Annotated in this window: 15 protein-coding genes; 8 read left to right on the top strand and 7 right to left on the bottom strand. The window is 72.2% G+C overall.

What is annotated here, in order from left to right; all coding sequences use genetic code 11:
• Positions 1 to 374: 374 nt before the first annotated feature.
• Together VFN12_RS12250 and VFN12_RS12245 are read left to right on the top strand one after the other, a co-directional pair.
• The gene (locus VFN12_RS12250) at positions 375 to 2522 is read left to right on the top strand and encodes a S9 family peptidase (RefSeq protein WP_325118976.1); all 2148 of its coding nucleotides are present in this window, start codon (positions 375 to 377) and stop codon (positions 2520 to 2522) included.
• Between the two features lie 205 nt (positions 2523 to 2727).
• Positions 2728 to 3684, top strand: coding sequence for a sigma-70 family RNA polymerase sigma factor (locus VFN12_RS12245; protein ID WP_325118975.1), 957 nt, complete (start codon positions 2728 to 2730; stop codon positions 3682 to 3684).
• Between the two features lie 22 nt (positions 3685 to 3706).
• Here VFN12_RS12245 and VFN12_RS12240 read toward each other — a convergent pair whose 3' ends face one another.
• Genes VFN12_RS12240 through VFN12_RS12225 form a run of 4 tightly spaced genes read right to left on the bottom strand, consistent with a single transcriptional unit; the run spans position 3707 to position 7221 of the window.
• Entirely contained in the window at positions 3707 to 4783 is a 1077-nt protein-coding gene (locus tag VFN12_RS12240) for a class I SAM-dependent methyltransferase (RefSeq protein ID WP_325118974.1), read from the bottom strand.
• Between the two features lie 48 nt (positions 4784 to 4831).
• Positions 4832 to 6112 carry a glycoside hydrolase family 3 N-terminal domain-containing protein gene (locus VFN12_RS12235; protein ID WP_325118973.1) on the bottom strand — a complete coding sequence of 427 codons (1281 nt, stop codon included), beginning with the start codon at positions 6110 to 6112 and terminating at the stop codon, positions 4832 to 4834.
• A gap of 36 nt (positions 6113 to 6148) precedes the next feature.
• Positions 6149 to 6736, bottom strand: coding sequence for a dephospho-CoA kinase (coaE, locus tag VFN12_RS12230; RefSeq protein WP_325118972.1), 588 nt, complete (start codon positions 6734 to 6736; stop codon positions 6149 to 6151).
• On the bottom strand, positions 6733 to 7221 hold the full coding sequence (locus VFN12_RS12225; protein ID WP_325118971.1) for an HIT family protein: 489 nt from the start codon (positions 7219 to 7221) through the stop codon (positions 6733 to 6735). Before VFN12_RS12225 ends, coaE begins: the two co-directional genes overlap by 4 nt.
• Positions 7222 to 7319: 98 nt before the next feature.
• On the opposite strand from VFN12_RS12225, the gene VFN12_RS12220 reads away from it, so the two are divergent.
• On the top strand, positions 7320 to 7766 hold the full coding sequence (locus VFN12_RS12220) for an adenylyltransferase/cytidyltransferase family protein (RefSeq protein ID WP_325118970.1): 447 nt from the start codon (positions 7320 to 7322) through the stop codon (positions 7764 to 7766).
• A 254-nt stretch (positions 7767 to 8020) separates the two neighbouring features.
• The gene (locus VFN12_RS12215; protein ID WP_325118969.1) at positions 8021 to 8704 is read left to right on the top strand and encodes a hypothetical protein; all 684 of its coding nucleotides are present in this window, start codon (positions 8021 to 8023) and stop codon (positions 8702 to 8704) included.
• A gap of 210 nt (positions 8705 to 8914) precedes the next feature.
• Here VFN12_RS12215 and VFN12_RS12210 read toward each other — a convergent pair whose 3' ends face one another.
• On the bottom strand, positions 8915 to 10249 hold the full coding sequence (locus VFN12_RS12210) for an ATP-binding protein (RefSeq protein WP_325118968.1): 1335 nt from the start codon (positions 10247 to 10249) through the stop codon (positions 8915 to 8917).
• A complete protein-coding gene (locus VFN12_RS12205) occupies positions 10246 to 10923 on the bottom strand; it encodes a response regulator transcription factor (protein ID WP_325118967.1) in 678 nt (225 codons plus the stop codon). Before VFN12_RS12205 ends, VFN12_RS12210 begins: the two co-directional genes overlap by 4 nt.
• 79 nt (positions 10924 to 11002) lie before the next feature.
• Between VFN12_RS12205 and VFN12_RS12200 the strand changes: the two genes are divergently transcribed.
• From VFN12_RS12200 to VFN12_RS12190, 3 genes are read left to right on the top strand one after another with little or no spacing between them, the layout of a single operon-like run.
• Entirely contained in the window at positions 11003 to 11353 is a 351-nt protein-coding gene (locus tag VFN12_RS12200) for a PepSY domain-containing protein (RefSeq protein ID WP_325118966.1), read from the top strand.
• 8 nt (positions 11354 to 11361) lie between these two features.
• Positions 11362 to 12177 (top strand): hypothetical protein, encoded by an 816-nt coding sequence (locus VFN12_RS12195; RefSeq protein ID WP_325118965.1) that lies wholly within the window; start codon positions 11362 to 11364, stop codon positions 12175 to 12177.
• Positions 12178 to 12212: 35 nt separating this feature from the next.
• Complete coding sequence (locus VFN12_RS12190; RefSeq protein ID WP_325118964.1) at positions 12213 to 12563, top strand: YciI family protein; 351 nt, start codon at positions 12213 to 12215, stop codon at positions 12561 to 12563.
• Between the two features lie 15 nt (positions 12564 to 12578).
• Here VFN12_RS12190 and VFN12_RS12185 read toward each other — a convergent pair whose 3' ends face one another.
• A complete protein-coding gene (locus VFN12_RS12185) occupies positions 12579 to 13892 on the bottom strand; it encodes a PP2C family protein-serine/threonine phosphatase (protein WP_325118992.1) in 1314 nt (437 codons plus the stop codon).
• A 78-nt stretch (positions 13893 to 13970) separates the two neighbouring features.
• On the opposite strand from VFN12_RS12185, the gene VFN12_RS12180 reads away from it, so the two are divergent.
• Positions 13971 to 15046: class I adenylate-forming enzyme family protein (locus VFN12_RS12180; RefSeq protein WP_325118963.1), on the top strand; the 1076-nt coding region annotated here is incomplete at its 3' end.

Below are 15046 nucleotides of genomic sequence, written 5' to 3'. Positions count from 1 at the left end.
TTGATCGGTGACGTGACGCCCGACCCACCGGACGGAGCCTCCGATCCCGCCGTCCCCGTCACCGGGCCGACGCGGCGAGTCTCCTCGCCGTTCAGGATCTTCGTCTCCGTTCGATCCCCAACCTCACCGCGAGCGGATCGGTTGGTAGGGAGAGTTCTACGGTGTGCGGGAGCCGCCGCGCAAGCGTTTCGTCGGATCCATTTCGACAAACTTCCGGTCCCACAGGCTCGTCCACAGAAGGGCCGGAACGGTCCACAGAACGGGGCGATTCCTCCACAGTTCCGGGACCGGGTTGTGGATGCGGCACGCGACCCGCAGAGGCAGATCCCGCGCCCCCGGGCGGAGCACGCGGGGCCGGGGCTAGCCTTCCCGGCATGGAGCCACCTGTCGCCGCGCGCCGCCCGGTCTCGACCACCCACCACGGCCGTACCCGCGTCGACGACTACGAGTGGCTGCGGGCCAAGGAGGATCCCGACGTCACGGCCTACCTCGAGGCCGAGAACGCCTACGCCCAGGAGCGGGTCGCACACCTGACCGACCTCCGGGAGACCATCTTCGGCGAGATCAAGGCCCGCACCCGCGAGACCGACCTGTCGGTGCCGACCCGCAAGCGCGGTTACTGGTACTACGCCCGGTCCTTCGAGGGCAAGGAGTACGGCGCCACCTGCCGGGTCCCGGTCCGCCGAGACGACGACTGGACTCCCCCGCGGCCCGACGAGGACTGCGTCCCGGACCAGCCCGCCCTCCCGGGCGAGGAGCTGGTGCTCGACGTCAACGAGCTGGCCGAGGGCCACGACTTCTTCGCCCTGGGCGGCTCCTCGGTCAGCCCCGACAGTCACCTGCTCGCCTACTCCACCGACACCACCGGCGACGAGAGGTTCACCGTGCGGGTCAAGGACCTGCGGACCGGACGGCTGCTGGACGACGAGATCACCGGCGTGCTCGGCGGCGCCACCTGGAGCCGCGACAGCCGCGAGCTCTACTACACGACCGTCGACGAGTCGTGGCGCGCGGACAAGATCTGGCGGCACCGGCTCGGCACCGGCCAGGCCGACGACGAGCTGGTCCACCACGAGCGGGACGGCCGCTTCTGGGTCGGGGTGGGCCGCAGCCGCACCGACCGGTTCATCATGATCGCCGCCGCCTCCAAGACCACCGCCGAGTTCCGCTACCTCGACGCCGATGCCCCCGGCGCGGGGTTCCAGGTCTTCTCGCCCCGCCAGGAGGGCCTGGAGTACGGCCTCGAGCACGCCGTCCTCGGGGGCGAGGACGTGTTCCTGGTCCTGCACAACCACACCGGCCCCGACTTCGAGCTCGGCGTCGCCCCCGTGGCACCGACCGACCCGGAGGGCTGGCGTCCACTCGTCCCCCACGACCCGACGGTCCGGCTGGAGGAGGTCGATGCCTACGCGGGGCACCTCGTCGTGAACCAGCGCAGCGAGGGCCTCACCCAGCTGCGCATCCTCGAGCTCGACACGGATGCCACGGCGTCGGGCGGGGTGCGGGACGACTACCTGGTCGAGTTCGACCAGGCGATCTACACCGTCGGATCCGGCAGCAACCCGTCGTGGGACTCCCCCGTCGTGCGGCTGGGCTACACGTCGATGACGATCCCCGCGTCGATCTACGACTACGACGTACGCACCCGGTCGCTGAGCCTGAGGCGGCGTACCCCCGTCCTGGGGGGCTACGACCCGGCCGACTACGAGGAGCACCGGCTGTGGGCCGCCGCGGAGGACGGCCAGAGGGTGCCGATCTCCCTCGTCTGCCGCGTCGGCGCCCGGGAAGACACCGGCGGTGGCACCGCCCCCGTCCCCCTCGTGCTCTACGGGTACGGCGCCTACGAGACTTCGATCGACCCCTACTTCTCGGTCGCCCGGCTCTCCCTGCTCGACCGCGGCGCGGCGTTCGCCATCGCCCATGTCCGGGGTGGCGGAGAGCTCGGCCGCCGGTGGTACGACGACGGCAAGCTCGACCGCAAGCCCAACACGTTCACCGACTTCATCGCCTGCGCCCGGCACCTGGTCGAGACCGGCTGGACCACCCCGGAGCTCACCATCGCGGAGGGGGCCAGCGCCGGAGGGCTGCTGATGGGCGCGATCAGCAACCTCGCACCGGAGTCGTTCGGGGGGATCGTGGCCAACGTGGCCTTCGTGGACATCCTCACCAGCATGCTCGACTCCAGCCTGCCGCTGACCGTGCCGGAGTACGAGGAGTGGGGCAACCCCGAGGCGGACCCGGCGGTGTTCGACCTCATCGCGAGCTACGCGCCGTACGACAACGTGGCCGCGGTCGACTATCCCCCGATCCTGGCCGAGACCTCACTGCACGACACCCGCGTGCTCTACGTCGAGCCGGCGAAGTGGATCGCCCGGCTGCGGGCGACCGCCACCGGACGCCGCGACTTCCTGCTCAAGACCGAGATGTCGGCTGGCCACGGTGGTGTCTCGGGCCGCTACAAGGCCTGGCGGGACCGTGCGTTCGCCCTGGCCTGGATGCTGGACCGGATGGGCCTGTCCTGACCCACCCCCGGTCTGGACCGTCTCCCCTGAGAAGTCCCTGAGAGTTGCGAAATCGGGCAACTCAAACCCCTTCCCACACGTCATTTCGACTGTAGGAAAACAGAAGCGACACCGCCCTGGACCGGGAATCTACGAGGGCATGGAGTCGTTGGAACGAGTGAGGCGGCGCGGGATGCGTCGCCTCGCGCGAAGGAAGGGCAGCTGAATGGCAACACGCAGCGCAACACTGGGGACGCGGGAGATCGAGGGCCGCGACAGCGTCGGCCTGTACCTCGACGAGATCGCGCGCAACCCCTTGCTGGATGCTGCGCAGGAGGTCGAGCTGTCCAAGACCATCGAGGCCGGCCTGATGGCCGAGTACCTCCTCGCGACCGGCCGGGTCGCACGCGCCAAGGGCGGTGCCCCGATGCGCGCCTCGCGCGAGGAGCTCGAGTGGCTGGCCGAGCAGGGCCGGGAGGCCGTGGACACGTTCATCACCGCCAACCTCAGGCTCGTGGTGTCGATCGCCCGCAAGTACGGCCGCGCCCAGATGCCGATGCTCGACCTGATCCAGGAGGGCAACACCGGTCTGATCCGCGCGGTCGAGAAGTTCGACTACACCAAGGGCTACAAGTTCTCCACGTACGCCACCTGGTGGGTGCGCCAGGCGATCACCCGGGGCATCGCGCAGCAGGCCCGGGTCGTCCGGCTACCGGTCCACGTGGTCGAGGAGCTCAACCAGGTCGGTGGGGCGCGCCGTACCCTCGAGCGCCAGCTGGGCCGCGAGCCCGAGCCGCACGAGATCGCCACCGAGCTCGACATGGACCTCGACCGGGTGCTCGACCTGATGGCGTGGGGTCGGGAGCACGTCAGCCTCGACACCCCCGTCGACGAGGACGGCGACACCTCGCTGGGCGACCTGATGGCCCAGGAGACCTTGCCGGGACCGGACCTGACCGTCCTGGACACCGAGGCCCGCGACCGGCTCAACCGGCTGGTCGAGCTGCTCGACGAGCGGTCCGCCGACATCATCCGGTCCCGCTACGGGCTGGTCGACGGCCGCCAGCACAAGCTGGCCGACATCGGTGCCAAGCACGGCATCTCGGCCGAGCGCGTGCGCCAGCTCGAGCGTGAGGCGCTGCACAAGCTGCGCCGCCTCGGCGACCCCGACCTGGCCGCCTGAGGATCGGTCTCCACCCCTGCGGCTAGGGGTCGAGGCGGTAGAACCTCCAGAAGTCGTGCTCGATCGGTAGCACCGTGCACTCCGCGAAACCGGCCTGCTCCGCGTAGGTCCTCACGGTCTCGGACCGGATCACGGTGCCCGTCCCCGCCGAGTCGGGCTCGGTCATCGCCGCCGCGAGACAGTGCACCGCGCTCCAGCCGTAGTTGAACCGCTCCATCTCGTCGCCGGGCGCGGTGAACCGCTCGGCCACCTTCTCGTCACCCACCAGGACCGCTCCGTCCGGTGCGAGCAACGCCCGTGCTGCCGTGAGCGCCTGCACCGGGTGGGCCATGTCGTGCAGGGTCTCGAAGAGGGTCACCAGGTCGAACGACCCGGCCAGTTCCGGGTCCGCCGCGTCACGGCACTCGAAGGTCACGTCCAGGTCTCCCGCCGCCACGCGGGCGGACTCGATCGACGCCGGGTCCAGGTCGAGGCCGAGCACCTCGGCGCTCGGGTAGGCACGGGCCAGGGCCACGGTCGAGGCGCCCTCGCCACAGCCGAGGTCCGCGATCCGGCCACCGCCGGTCAGCCGCGCGTGCAGATCGGGCAGGGCCGGGATCCACTCAGAACCCAGCTGATGCACGAACGACGGTCGGTTGATGTCGGCGATCCCCCGACGGATGTCCTCACCGTAGAGCTCGTACGGCACCCCGCCACCGGTCCGGAAGGCCTCGAGCACCGCCGGCATCGCCTGCGCGACGCCCATGACCATCGAGGCCAGTGGGGCGACCAGCGCCAGGCTCTCGGGCCGGCACACCACCTCCGCGACTCCCTCGGGCATGCAGAAGGTGCGAGTCCCGGGGTCGCCGGTCTCGTCCGCCACGTCGAGCACGCCGGCCGTGGCCTGCTGCTCCAGCCACTCCCGGGCGTAGCGGGGGTGGATCCCGGTCCGGGCCGCGAAGTCGGCCGCCGTCGTCGCGGGACTGCCGTCGAGCGCGTCGTAGAGACCGAGGGCGCGGCCGACGTACACGTGGAGGGTCTCGAGCGCACCGATGACCGAGGAGAACAGCTGCTCGGCAACCGCGTCCCGTCGTTCGTCCGCGCCGGAGGTCGATGTCATGCCACCAGCATCGGCCTCATCCCGGGTGCGTGGCACCACCCGAACGGGTCATTCGCCCGCGGCGGCGAGTGCGGCCGCAGCCGCCTGGGCCCGTGACGTGACGGCGGCCGGCGCCGGCAGGGGTACGTCGCCCGCCTGGCGCTGCTGCCACAGCTGCAGGGCCACCACCCGGGCGGCAGCCTCCTCGATCCGCTCGCGGGAGATCTCACCGCTCTGGATGGCCTCGGCGACGGTCTCGTGTGTTCCGCGCGTGTCGGCGGGCATCAGCACCAGGTCCGCGCCCGCGTTGATCGCGTCGACCGCCGGCTTGGTGCCGGGACGCATGACCGCGCCCATCCCCATGGAGTCGGTGATCGCGACGCCCTCGAAGCCGAGCTCGTCGCGGAGCAGGTCGTAGGCCTCCGGCGCCAGGCTGGTGGGGACCCCTGGCGCGATCGCCTGGGAGTCGAGGTGGCCCATCATGATGGCGGGGGCACCCGCGTCCACGGCCGCCTGGAACGGCACCAGGTCGCGCTGGCGCAGGGTCTCCAGTGACTCGGTCAGCTTCGGCAGCACCTCGTGGCTGTCCGCGGTCACCGAGCCGTGGCCCGGGAAGTGCTTGGTGGTGGAGACGATCCCGGCGTGGTCGTACCCGGGCACCGCCGCGCGGATCGCGGCCGCGGCCGTCTTCGGGTCCTCGGACGGGGACCGCGAGCCGATCGTGGGGTCTGCTGCTCCGATGGTGACGTCGGCGACGGGGGCGAAGACCCAGGTGAGGCCCAGCATCCGTAGCTCCATGGCCGTGCTGAGGGCGGCCTCGTGCACCACCGCCTTGCCCTGGGGGCCCGAGCCGATCGCGTCACCCGCCTCCTCGAACGCCGGGAAGGTCGTGGCGACGCCGTCGAGGTGCGCGACCACACCACCCTCCTGGTCGACGCCGATCACCGGTGGGTAGCGGCGCCCGTCCGCGGCGTGTGCCCTGGCCACGGCCGTGGCGGTCGCCTGCACCTGTGCCGCGTCGACGATGTTGTCCACCCCGAGCGAGACGCCCGCCAGGTGCAGGTCGCGGACGAGGTCCGCGGCCTCCTCGGGCGTGCTGCCGTAGTAGCGGCCGACGATCACCTGTCCGGCCAGCCGGGCGGGGTCCCAGCCGGCGACGAGCTCCTTCGCCTGCTCGAGCTCGGACGGCGTGGGGCCCCAGCTCATCGGCTTGTCCGAGGCTGCCGGCTGCGCGGAGGATGCCCCGGCCTCGTCGCCGGACGTACCCGACCCGGAGGGCGAGCTCGACTGGCACCCGACCGGGAGAGCCAGCAGGGGAAGCAGGAGGAACGGGAGGAATCTGCGTCGCATCGCGGGCCACCGTACCGGGAGGCGGCCGGCGATCCGTCATTCGCGGAGGTCGCGGAAGACCTCGGTCACACGTCGTCGCAGGTCGTCGATCGTGCCTGTGTTGTCGACCACATGGGTGGCGATCTCCAGCCGGGCCTCGCGACTCGCCTGGGCCGCCACCCTGGCCTCGGCATCCTCCCGGGTCATGCCCCGCAGCTCGACCATCCGCTCCACCTGCAGCTCGACGGGCACGTCGACCACGATCACGGCCGAGAAGCCGTCTGCCTGCCCGGTCTCCGCGAGCAGCGGGATGTCGTGCACCACGATGTCGTCGGGACCGGCGGCCGCCTCGATCTCGGCGCCCCGGTCCCGGACTCGCGGATGGATGATGCCCTCCAGCACGCGCCGCTTGTCGCTGTCGGCGAAGACGATCGCACCCATGGCCGGCCGGTCGAGCTCGCCGTCGGCGGTCAGTACGCCGGAGCCGAAGGCCTCGACGACCTGGCGCAACCCGTCGGTGCCCGCCGCCACCACCTCCCGGGCGAGGACGTCGGCGTCGATCACCACCGCTCCCAGCTCCTCGAGGATCGCCGACACCGTGCTCTTTCCGGACGCGACGCCCCCGGTCAGACCGACTCGCCTCATCGCGGGGAGACCAGCTCGCGCGGCCGGCCGTCGAGGGCGGTGCGGAGGGCGAGCGCGAGGCGGTCCCGCTCGGGCGTGGGCAGCCAGCGCGACTCGTCGTCGGACAGGTGGGCGAACACCTGCGGCCCGCGGGCTTCCTCGGGCTGGTCGGGCATCCGGGGCACCAGGTGCAGGTGCAGGTGGGCGAAGCCCTCGGCCTCGGAGAACTGCATGAGGTAGGTCTTCTCGCAACCGGTGACGGTCTCGAGTGCCGCGCTCAGCCGGAGCACGAGCCCGCCCAGCTCGTCCGCCGCGGCGGCCGCCAGCTGCGTGAACGACGTGACGTGGCGCGTCGGCAGCACCACCAGCCACCCGGGGAGGGTGCTGTTGAACGCGTGGGCCACTCGCCAGTACCGGGTCTCGGAGATGGCGTCGCGCGGTGGGGGCGAATCGGTGGCCTGCTGGTCACAGGAGAAGCACCCGCGGAGGAGATCGTCGTTGTGCACCCCGGCACTCTAGGGCGCGTGGGCGACGATGGACGCGTCACGCGACGCGGACGCGTGACGTGGACGGGCGCAACACGCGAGAGTGCAGGTGAGTTTTCGTGGAGACTCCGGGTGTGAAGGGTGACGGCACACGGGTCTACGTCGACATGGTGGGAGACCTCTTCCACGCCGGCCACGTGTCGCTCCTGCGTGGGGCTCGACGACACGGCGACTGGCTGGTCGTCGGCGTGCTCTCCGACGACGCGGCGGCCGCCTACAAGCGTCGCCCGATCATGACGCTCGCCGAGCGGGTCGCCGTGATCGAGTCGTGCCGGTACGTCGACGAGGTCGTCGAGGACGCACCCATGCTGCTGACCGAGGACTTCCTCACCAGGCACGACATCGCCGCGGTGGTGCACGGCGACGACCTGTCCCCCGAGGGCGCCGAGACCGTCTACGGGCCGGCCGTCGCGGCGGGAATGCTCAGGTACGTGCCGCGCACGGGCGGGCTCTCGACCACGCGCGTGATCCAGCGGGTGCTCGACGCGTCCTCATCGAGCGACTGACGCTGCCTCGAGGCCCACCTCACGTGGCTTGCGGAAGTTCCGGCGGGGCGGGACATCCGCTGCCCTGTGCCCACGTGCCGGAGATGTCGCGGATGAGCCGGTGGCTCGTCCCCGTCGGACGACATGCTGGGCTCATCGGGCACCACCTGAGGTTCCGCCTCTCCCGCCGGCGCCGGGGGCCGCGCCGGTGGGTCCGATCCGGATCGAGTGTGCGGGCTCAGGAACCGGCGGCAGTGCTGAATGACAATGGAGCCATGAGGATCACCCGCTCGGTCGCCGCCGCAGGACTGCTGGTCGTCGAGTCGGGGCTCGCGGCGCTGGGCGTGCTCTTCCACTACGGGCTCACCGTCGAGTACGGCGACGTGACGCATTCGGCGCTCGAGGGATTGCGGGCCGGGTTCACGGTCGGCACGGGCGCGGTGGCGCTGGTCCTCGTCGGGGTGGTCGGGCTGGTCGCCCTCGTGGTGTCGTCGCGGCTGTGGATGCGGCTCCTGGCCGCGGCCATCCCGGTCCTCATGGTGATCGGCATGTTTGCGCTCACACCTGCCGCGCTGCGGGAGAAGCTCGCGGTCCAGTACGACGCCACACCTCAATGCGTCTCGGACGAGGACATGGGTCCCGGCCCCGGTACACGGGCTGCACGCGAGTCCCAGCGGGCGTTCGAGTCGATCGATCACGTCGGACACTTCGGTGGTGGTGGCGGGAGCGGCGTCGGTGGCTGCGACCGGCCCTTCGTGCTGACCGACGATGTCGAGGTGCTTCCGCACTACCGCTCGGCGCTGCCCGACGCCGGTTGGCGTGTGGTCGAGGATCACGAGGACCGCCTCGTGGCGGAGCGTGATGGCATGGCCTTCGTGGTGGTCACGTGCGACCAGGGCGGCGGCGTCGTGTGGGCCGGGGAGGCCGGCGCCGGCGGCGGAATCCGGTGCGAGCGATAGCGGGCCAGTTCTCCGCCCAAGCCTGCGCGTGGACGTCAGCACGACGGCCCGAGCGCCTGGACAGGCGCCAGGTGTGCGCCAGGTGCTGGCCACGGGACAGGACCGGGACGGGAACCCCTCGCCGCCGGCCAGGGGCATGCTGCCAAAGCGACGCCCCGCCGGCACGGGCGGTGCCCCGCGCGGGCCCAGGACCCGGGCCCGACCCAGGGCTCATCCTCCAGGCGAGGCGAGCTCCACGCTGACCCGGGTGCGGTCGCCGAGGCGGCGTACCTCGACCGCGCCTCCGTGCGCCCGCGCGATCTCCCGGACGATGCTCAGTCCGAGACCAGCGCCCTGGGGGCGCGACACGTCCTCGGCGGGGAATCCCGCGCCCTCGTCGGAGACCGTCAGCAGGGCTCCAGCGCCGTGGCGGCGGATCTCGATCATGATGTCGCCGGCTCCGTGGCGCAGCGCGTTGTCCACCAGGTTCGAGACCGCGCGGTCCAGGCGCGTCGCGTCTCCCCGGACCTCGACCGGGCCGGGTGCGCTCACGCCGATGGTGCGGTCGCCGGCAGCCGCCCGGAACCGGTCGGCGACCCTGGTGGCCAGCACCCGCAGGTCCACCGGGTGAGCCTCGATCGGCAGGCTGTCCCCGGCAGCGGCTCGGTCGAGGAGCTCCTCGGCCAGCACGATCAGCCGGCGTACCTCGTCGGTGACGGAGCGCAGTGCCGCGGTCAGCTCCTCGGGAGAACGGGGTCGCGCCAGTGCCAGCTCGACCTCGGTGAGCATCAGGGCCAGCGGGGTGCGCAGCTCGTGGCTGGCCTCGGCCACGAACCGCCGCTCGCGCTGCAGGCCCTGGTCCAGCCGCTCGAGCATGGCGTTGAGGGTGACCGCGAGCCGGTGCAGCTCATCGTCCGCCGCCGGCAGCGGGAGCCTCTCCCCCGCGCTCCGGTCGGAGATCGATGCCGCGCGGACCCGCATCCGCTCGATCGGTCGCAGGCCCACCCCCGCCGCGGCGTAGCCCAACAGGCCGGCGACGGCGAGCGCCAGCAGTCCTCCGACCAGCAGCTGGTCGCGCAGCTGGGCGAGGGCCTCCTCGGCGTCCTCGCGCGAGGTGGCGACGACGAGGTACCCGTCGTCTGTGGGCCGGACCAGCAGCACCGCCGGCTCGACCTCCGGGGCGCGCTCACCGCGGGCCGCGGCGTCGTCGTCGAAGACGTTGACGCTGCCATCGCGGTAGCCGGCGGTCACCTCGTCGGCGGAGGTCTCCAGCAGGGAGCCGGCCACGAGCCGTGAGGAGGCGATGACCTCACCGTCGGGGGTGAGCGCCTGGGCGTGCACGTCGCCGCCGAGGGCGCGCACCGCCGTCTGCTGGTCGCGGATGGGCAGGGTCGCGATCCGGTCGGCCTCGATCGCGACGGTGTCGCGCAGCCGCTCGTCGAGTGCCTCGCTCATGCGCGCGTGGACGAACACTCCGAGGCCGGCCAGCGCCACCAGGGTGCTGGCGAGAAAGGCCAGGGCGACCCTGACCCGCAGCGGCCACCGGGCCGGCCCCCACCGGGTCACCCCGGCTCTCCGGAGAACCGGTAGCCCAGCCCGCGCACCGTGTGCAGGGTGGTGGTGCCGAATGGGCGGTCGATCTTGTCCCGCAGGTGCCTGACGTAGACGTCGACCACGTTGGAGGCGACCTCGCGCTGGCCACCCCAGGCGAGGTCGAGCAGCTGGTCGCGGGTGAGGACCTGGCCGGGACGCCGCATGAAGGCCTCGAGGAGTGCCAGCTCACGCGCGGAGAGCGACACCTCGGTCGCGCCCCGCCACACCCGGCGGCCCGCCGGATCGAAGCGGAGGTCACCCGCCTCGAGCTCCACCGGCCGCGGCACCGGCCCGCGGCGGGCAAGCGCGCGCATGCGGGCCAGCAGCTCCTGGAAGGCGAACGGCTTGGCCAGGTAGTCGTCGGCGCCGCTGTCGAGGCCCGTGATCCGGTCGGACACGGCGGTGCGTGCGGTCATCATCAGGACCGGGGTCCACACGCGCTCCTCCCGCAGCCGGCGGCACACGCGGAAGCCGTCGATGTCGGGCAGCCGGACGTCGAGCAGAACGACGTCGTACGCGCCCTCCCGGGCCGATGACACGGCCTCGCCGCCCGTCCCCACGACGTCGACCACGTCGCCGTGCTCGCTCAGCCCGCGGGCCACCAGTGCGGCGAGCTTCGCCTCGTCCTCCACCAGCAGCACCCGCACGCGTCCATGCTAGGGACGTCGATGAGCGCTGGATGAAAGACTCATCGCCCGTTCATCATCGCCACCTACGGTGGGGCGCATGAACCTCGAGCGAACCCCCAAGCGCCTCGCCATCCTGGCTGCCACCACCCTCGCGCTGACCGTCGGAGCCGTCGGCGGCGCCTTCGCCCTGGCCGGTGACGACGACGCCCACGACCGGCCCATCCCCGCGGCCGACCTCGACCAGGCAGAGCGGGCCGCGCTCGAGGAGACCGGCGAGGGCCGAGTCACCGAGACCGAGGTCGACGACGAGGAGAGCAGGTACGAGGTCGAGGTGACCCTCGACGACGGCACCCAGGTGGACGTGCAGCTCGACGCGGACTTCCAGGTCGTGGGCACCGAGAGCGACGGGCGCGACGACGAGTCCGGCAGCGGGTCCGGGGACGACTGAGCCACGCCGTGCGTACCCTCGTCGCTGCGCTGGGCGCGGCCGCCCTCGCCGCTCTCGCCGGCTGCGGCGCCGACCAGCCGACTGCACAGCCGTCCGCGGAGCCGGCCGGCGACACGTCCTCGACGTCGCTGCCCAGGTCTGACGAACCGGTGGATCTCGACCCGGCCGACTTCACGTCCGACGTGACCAACCGGTGGTTCCCGCTCGAGCCGGGGACCCGCTGGACGTACCGGGAGACCACGGAGGAGGGCGAGCAGATGAGGGTCGTCGTCACCGCCACCGCGGCCACCCGCGAGATCGCCAACGGCGTCACCGCCCGTGTCGTCCGCGACACCGTGTCGCTGGACGGCGAGGTCGTGGAGGACACCTTCGACTGGTACGCACAAGACGGCGACGGGACGGTCTGGTACCTCGGCGAGGACACCGCGGAGTTCGAGGACGGCGAGGTCGCGACCCGCGAGGGCTCGTTCGAGGCCGGTGTCGACGACGCCCAGCCGGGCGTGATCATGCCGGGATCTCCGGAGCCGGGAATGGCCTACCGCCAGGAGTACTACGCGGGGCAGGCCGAGGACCGGGGAGAGGTGCTGGCCTCCGGCCAGCAGGCAAGCGTTCCCGCCGGCGAGTACGGCGCCCTCCTCCAGACCGCCGACACGACCCCGCTCGAGCCCGATGTCCTCGAGCACAAGTACTACGCCGAGGGCGTCGGCCTGGTCCTCACCGTCGACCAGGAGTCCGGCGGTCGCGAGGAGCTGCTGTCCGTCACCCGGATCCCCCCGGCGGAGGCCCGCCGCACCGCGCAGGCCCCGCTCGGCGAACGCTACTGAGGGGTGCCACGAGGACAGCCTCCTACGATCGGGGCATGGACTTCGACCGCTACACCGTCGTGCTGCTGCTGACCCCGGAGCATCCTCCGCAGCTCACGGAGGACGAGCGGGAACGGCTGCAGGACGCCCACCTGAGTCACCTCGCGGAGCTGCACGACCGCGGGGTGCTGCTGGCCGCCGGTCCGCTGGGTGACCCGGCCAGCTCTCGGCACTACCGCGGCCTGTCGATCCTCCGCTGCGAGCCCGAGGAGGCGCTGCGTCTCAAGGGCGAGGATCCTGCGGTCCAGGCCGGCGTCTTCGAGCTGGAGGCGATGCCCTGGATGCTGCCGGCCGGCGCGATGCACTTCACCACGACGACGTTCCCGCGCTCGACCGACGACGTCTGAGCCCGACCGGGCGGTTCAGCCGAGAGGTCGGCTGGCGCGCTCGGGCTCGGCTCCGTGCACGGTCTCGCGGTCCTGCCCGTGCCCGCCGTGCCAGTCCAGGCACAACACGGTGGCATCGTCGTTGAGTGCGTGACCGGTGGCGTCGAGGACGCGATCGGCCAGGGCACGCACCGCCTCGCGCGGGTGCAGCGATCGGGTCTCGGCGATCGCCTCGGCCAGGTCGACCCAGACCGCGCCACGCTCGAGCATGCCGTCGGTGAGGAAGACGATCCGGTCGCCGGGCTCCAGGTCGACCCGACTGCTGCGGTAGCCGGTGTCCGGGAACATGCCGAACGGCAGGTCCACCGGCAGCTCGACGAGCGTGGTGTGTTCGCCACGCGCAAGGTACGGCGCCACGTGGCCGGCATTCACCAGCTGCATCGATCCGCTCCGGAGGTCCACGCGACCGATGAGGCCGGTGACGAAGTCCTCGAGACCGGAGCTGGCCGCGTGGTCGACCAACGCCCGGTTCGTCGCAGCCACCTGGCCCAGCAACGATGCGCCCTGGGTACGGGCATTCCGCAGGCTCCCGACGCACAGCGTGGCGGTCAGGGCGGCTCCGACTCCGTGTCCCATGGCGTCGGTCAGCGAGAGGTGGAGCACGTCGCGCTCCAGACTGAAGTCGAACGTGTCGCCGGCGATGCCGGCGGCGGGCTCGAGCCAGGCTGCGAGCGTGAAGGACCCGGCCTCACAGGTCCGGGGGCCGGGAAGCAGCCGATGCTGGATCTCCGCGGACAGGCTCAACGGTCGGGTGCGATGGCCCCATTCGTACAGGTCGGTGTGCCGCCTGTTGGCGATCACCACGAATCCCAGCAGGTGGGCCATCCGAGCGATCTCACCGGTCACTGCGGCGTCCGGCTCCTCCGGGACAGCGAGCTCGAGGAGACCGATGACCTCGCCCCGTTGGGTCACCGGGGCCAGCACCCGCCAGGGTGCAGAATCCCCCGGACCCGAGGATCCCCTGCCCGGTTCCACGACCTGCACCCCCTGCGTGCGCACCGCCTGCTCGACCGGCCCGCCGTCGAACGGCAGGACCGTGGCCGACTCGCCCTCGCTGCGCCGTTCGCCCGGCCCGACCGGAGTGCTGGCCTCGAGCCCGTCGCCGGTTCGGATCCGGACGTGTGCGAGGCGGACCATGGCCCGACCGGAGAGGTCGGCGATGAGGAACGAGGCCCACGTTGCGCCGAGCGCCCGGCCCAGCTCGCGGGTGACCACCTCGACGGCCTCGACGGGCGAAGCCGCCTCAGCGGCGGCCAGGACGCCTGCCACGACCCTGGGACCCTCCTCCATCTCCACCATCGGATGATAGGTGCCCGCGAGGCTGTGGCCGCGGGAATCGCGAGAACCTCGCGCGGTAGCGTCGCGCGCGTGAGCGAGCACGTCCACCTGCGTCCCGGGGACCGGGTGGCGCTGCTGCAGCCCGGCTCGCCGGCGTACGTCGACCTGGTGATCAGCCTGCTCGCGGCCGGGATCTTCCCGGTTCCCCTCGACCCGCGGCTCACCGAGGCCGAGCGGGAGCGCGTCCTCCGTGACGTCGACCCACGGCTGGTCGTCGACACCCCCGAGCAGCTCTCCTCGATGGTTCGCAACACCCCGGACCGCTACCGGGGCGGCCTCCCCCTGGGCCGGCCGATGCACGTCACCAGCGGCACGACGGGCCGCCCCAAGCCGGTGGACTCCGGCACCCTCACGCGCGACGAGGCAGCGGCGCTGCTGGCCGAGGAGCGGGACCTGTGGGGCTTCGCCGAGGACGACGTGAACCTCGTCCTCAGCCCGCTGCACCACTCCGCACCGCTCCGGTTCGCGATGGGCACCCTGCTCGCGGGCGGCCGGATCGTCGTGCCCGGAGGCTTCGACCCGGCGGTGGTCACCGAGGCGATCGAGCGGGAGCGGCCGACGTCGATGTTCTGCGTGCCGACCCACCTCCAGCGGCTGTTCGGACACTGGGACCGCACCGGTCTTCCCGACCTCTCCTGCTTCCGCCTCGTCGCCCATGCCGGCGCCCCGTGCCCGCCCGCGGTGAAGCGGCGGCTGGTGGAGGTGTTCCCGGCCGGGTCGACGTGGGAGTTCTACGGGGCGACCGAGGGTCAGTTCACCGCCTGCCGCAGCGAGGAGTGGCTGGAGCGGCCCGGCACCGTGGGCCGCGCCCGGCCGGGCCGCAGGCTCGCCGTCGACGACGACGGGACGCTCTGGTGCACCGTTCCGGAGCACGCCCGCTTCACCTACTTCGGCGACCCGGACAAGACCGCGGCGGCCTGGCGTGACACCCCCGACGGGCGGGCGTTCACGGTTCGCGACGTGGGGCGCATCGACGACGAGGGCTACGTCTACCTCGAGGGCCGGCGCACCGACCTGATCATCACCGGTGGCGTCAACGTCTACCCGCTCGAGGTCGAGAACGCGCTGCGCGAGCACCCGGGGGTCGAGGACGTCGCGGTGTTCGG

Origin of the sequence: Nocardioides sp., from assembly GCF_035703625.1 — a bacterium.
GTDB lineage: Bacteria > Actinomycetota > Actinomycetes > Propionibacteriales > Nocardioidaceae > Nocardioides.
The sequence above is the reverse complement of the archived record's forward strand: the minus strand, read 5'-3'. Positions and strand labels throughout refer to the sequence as shown.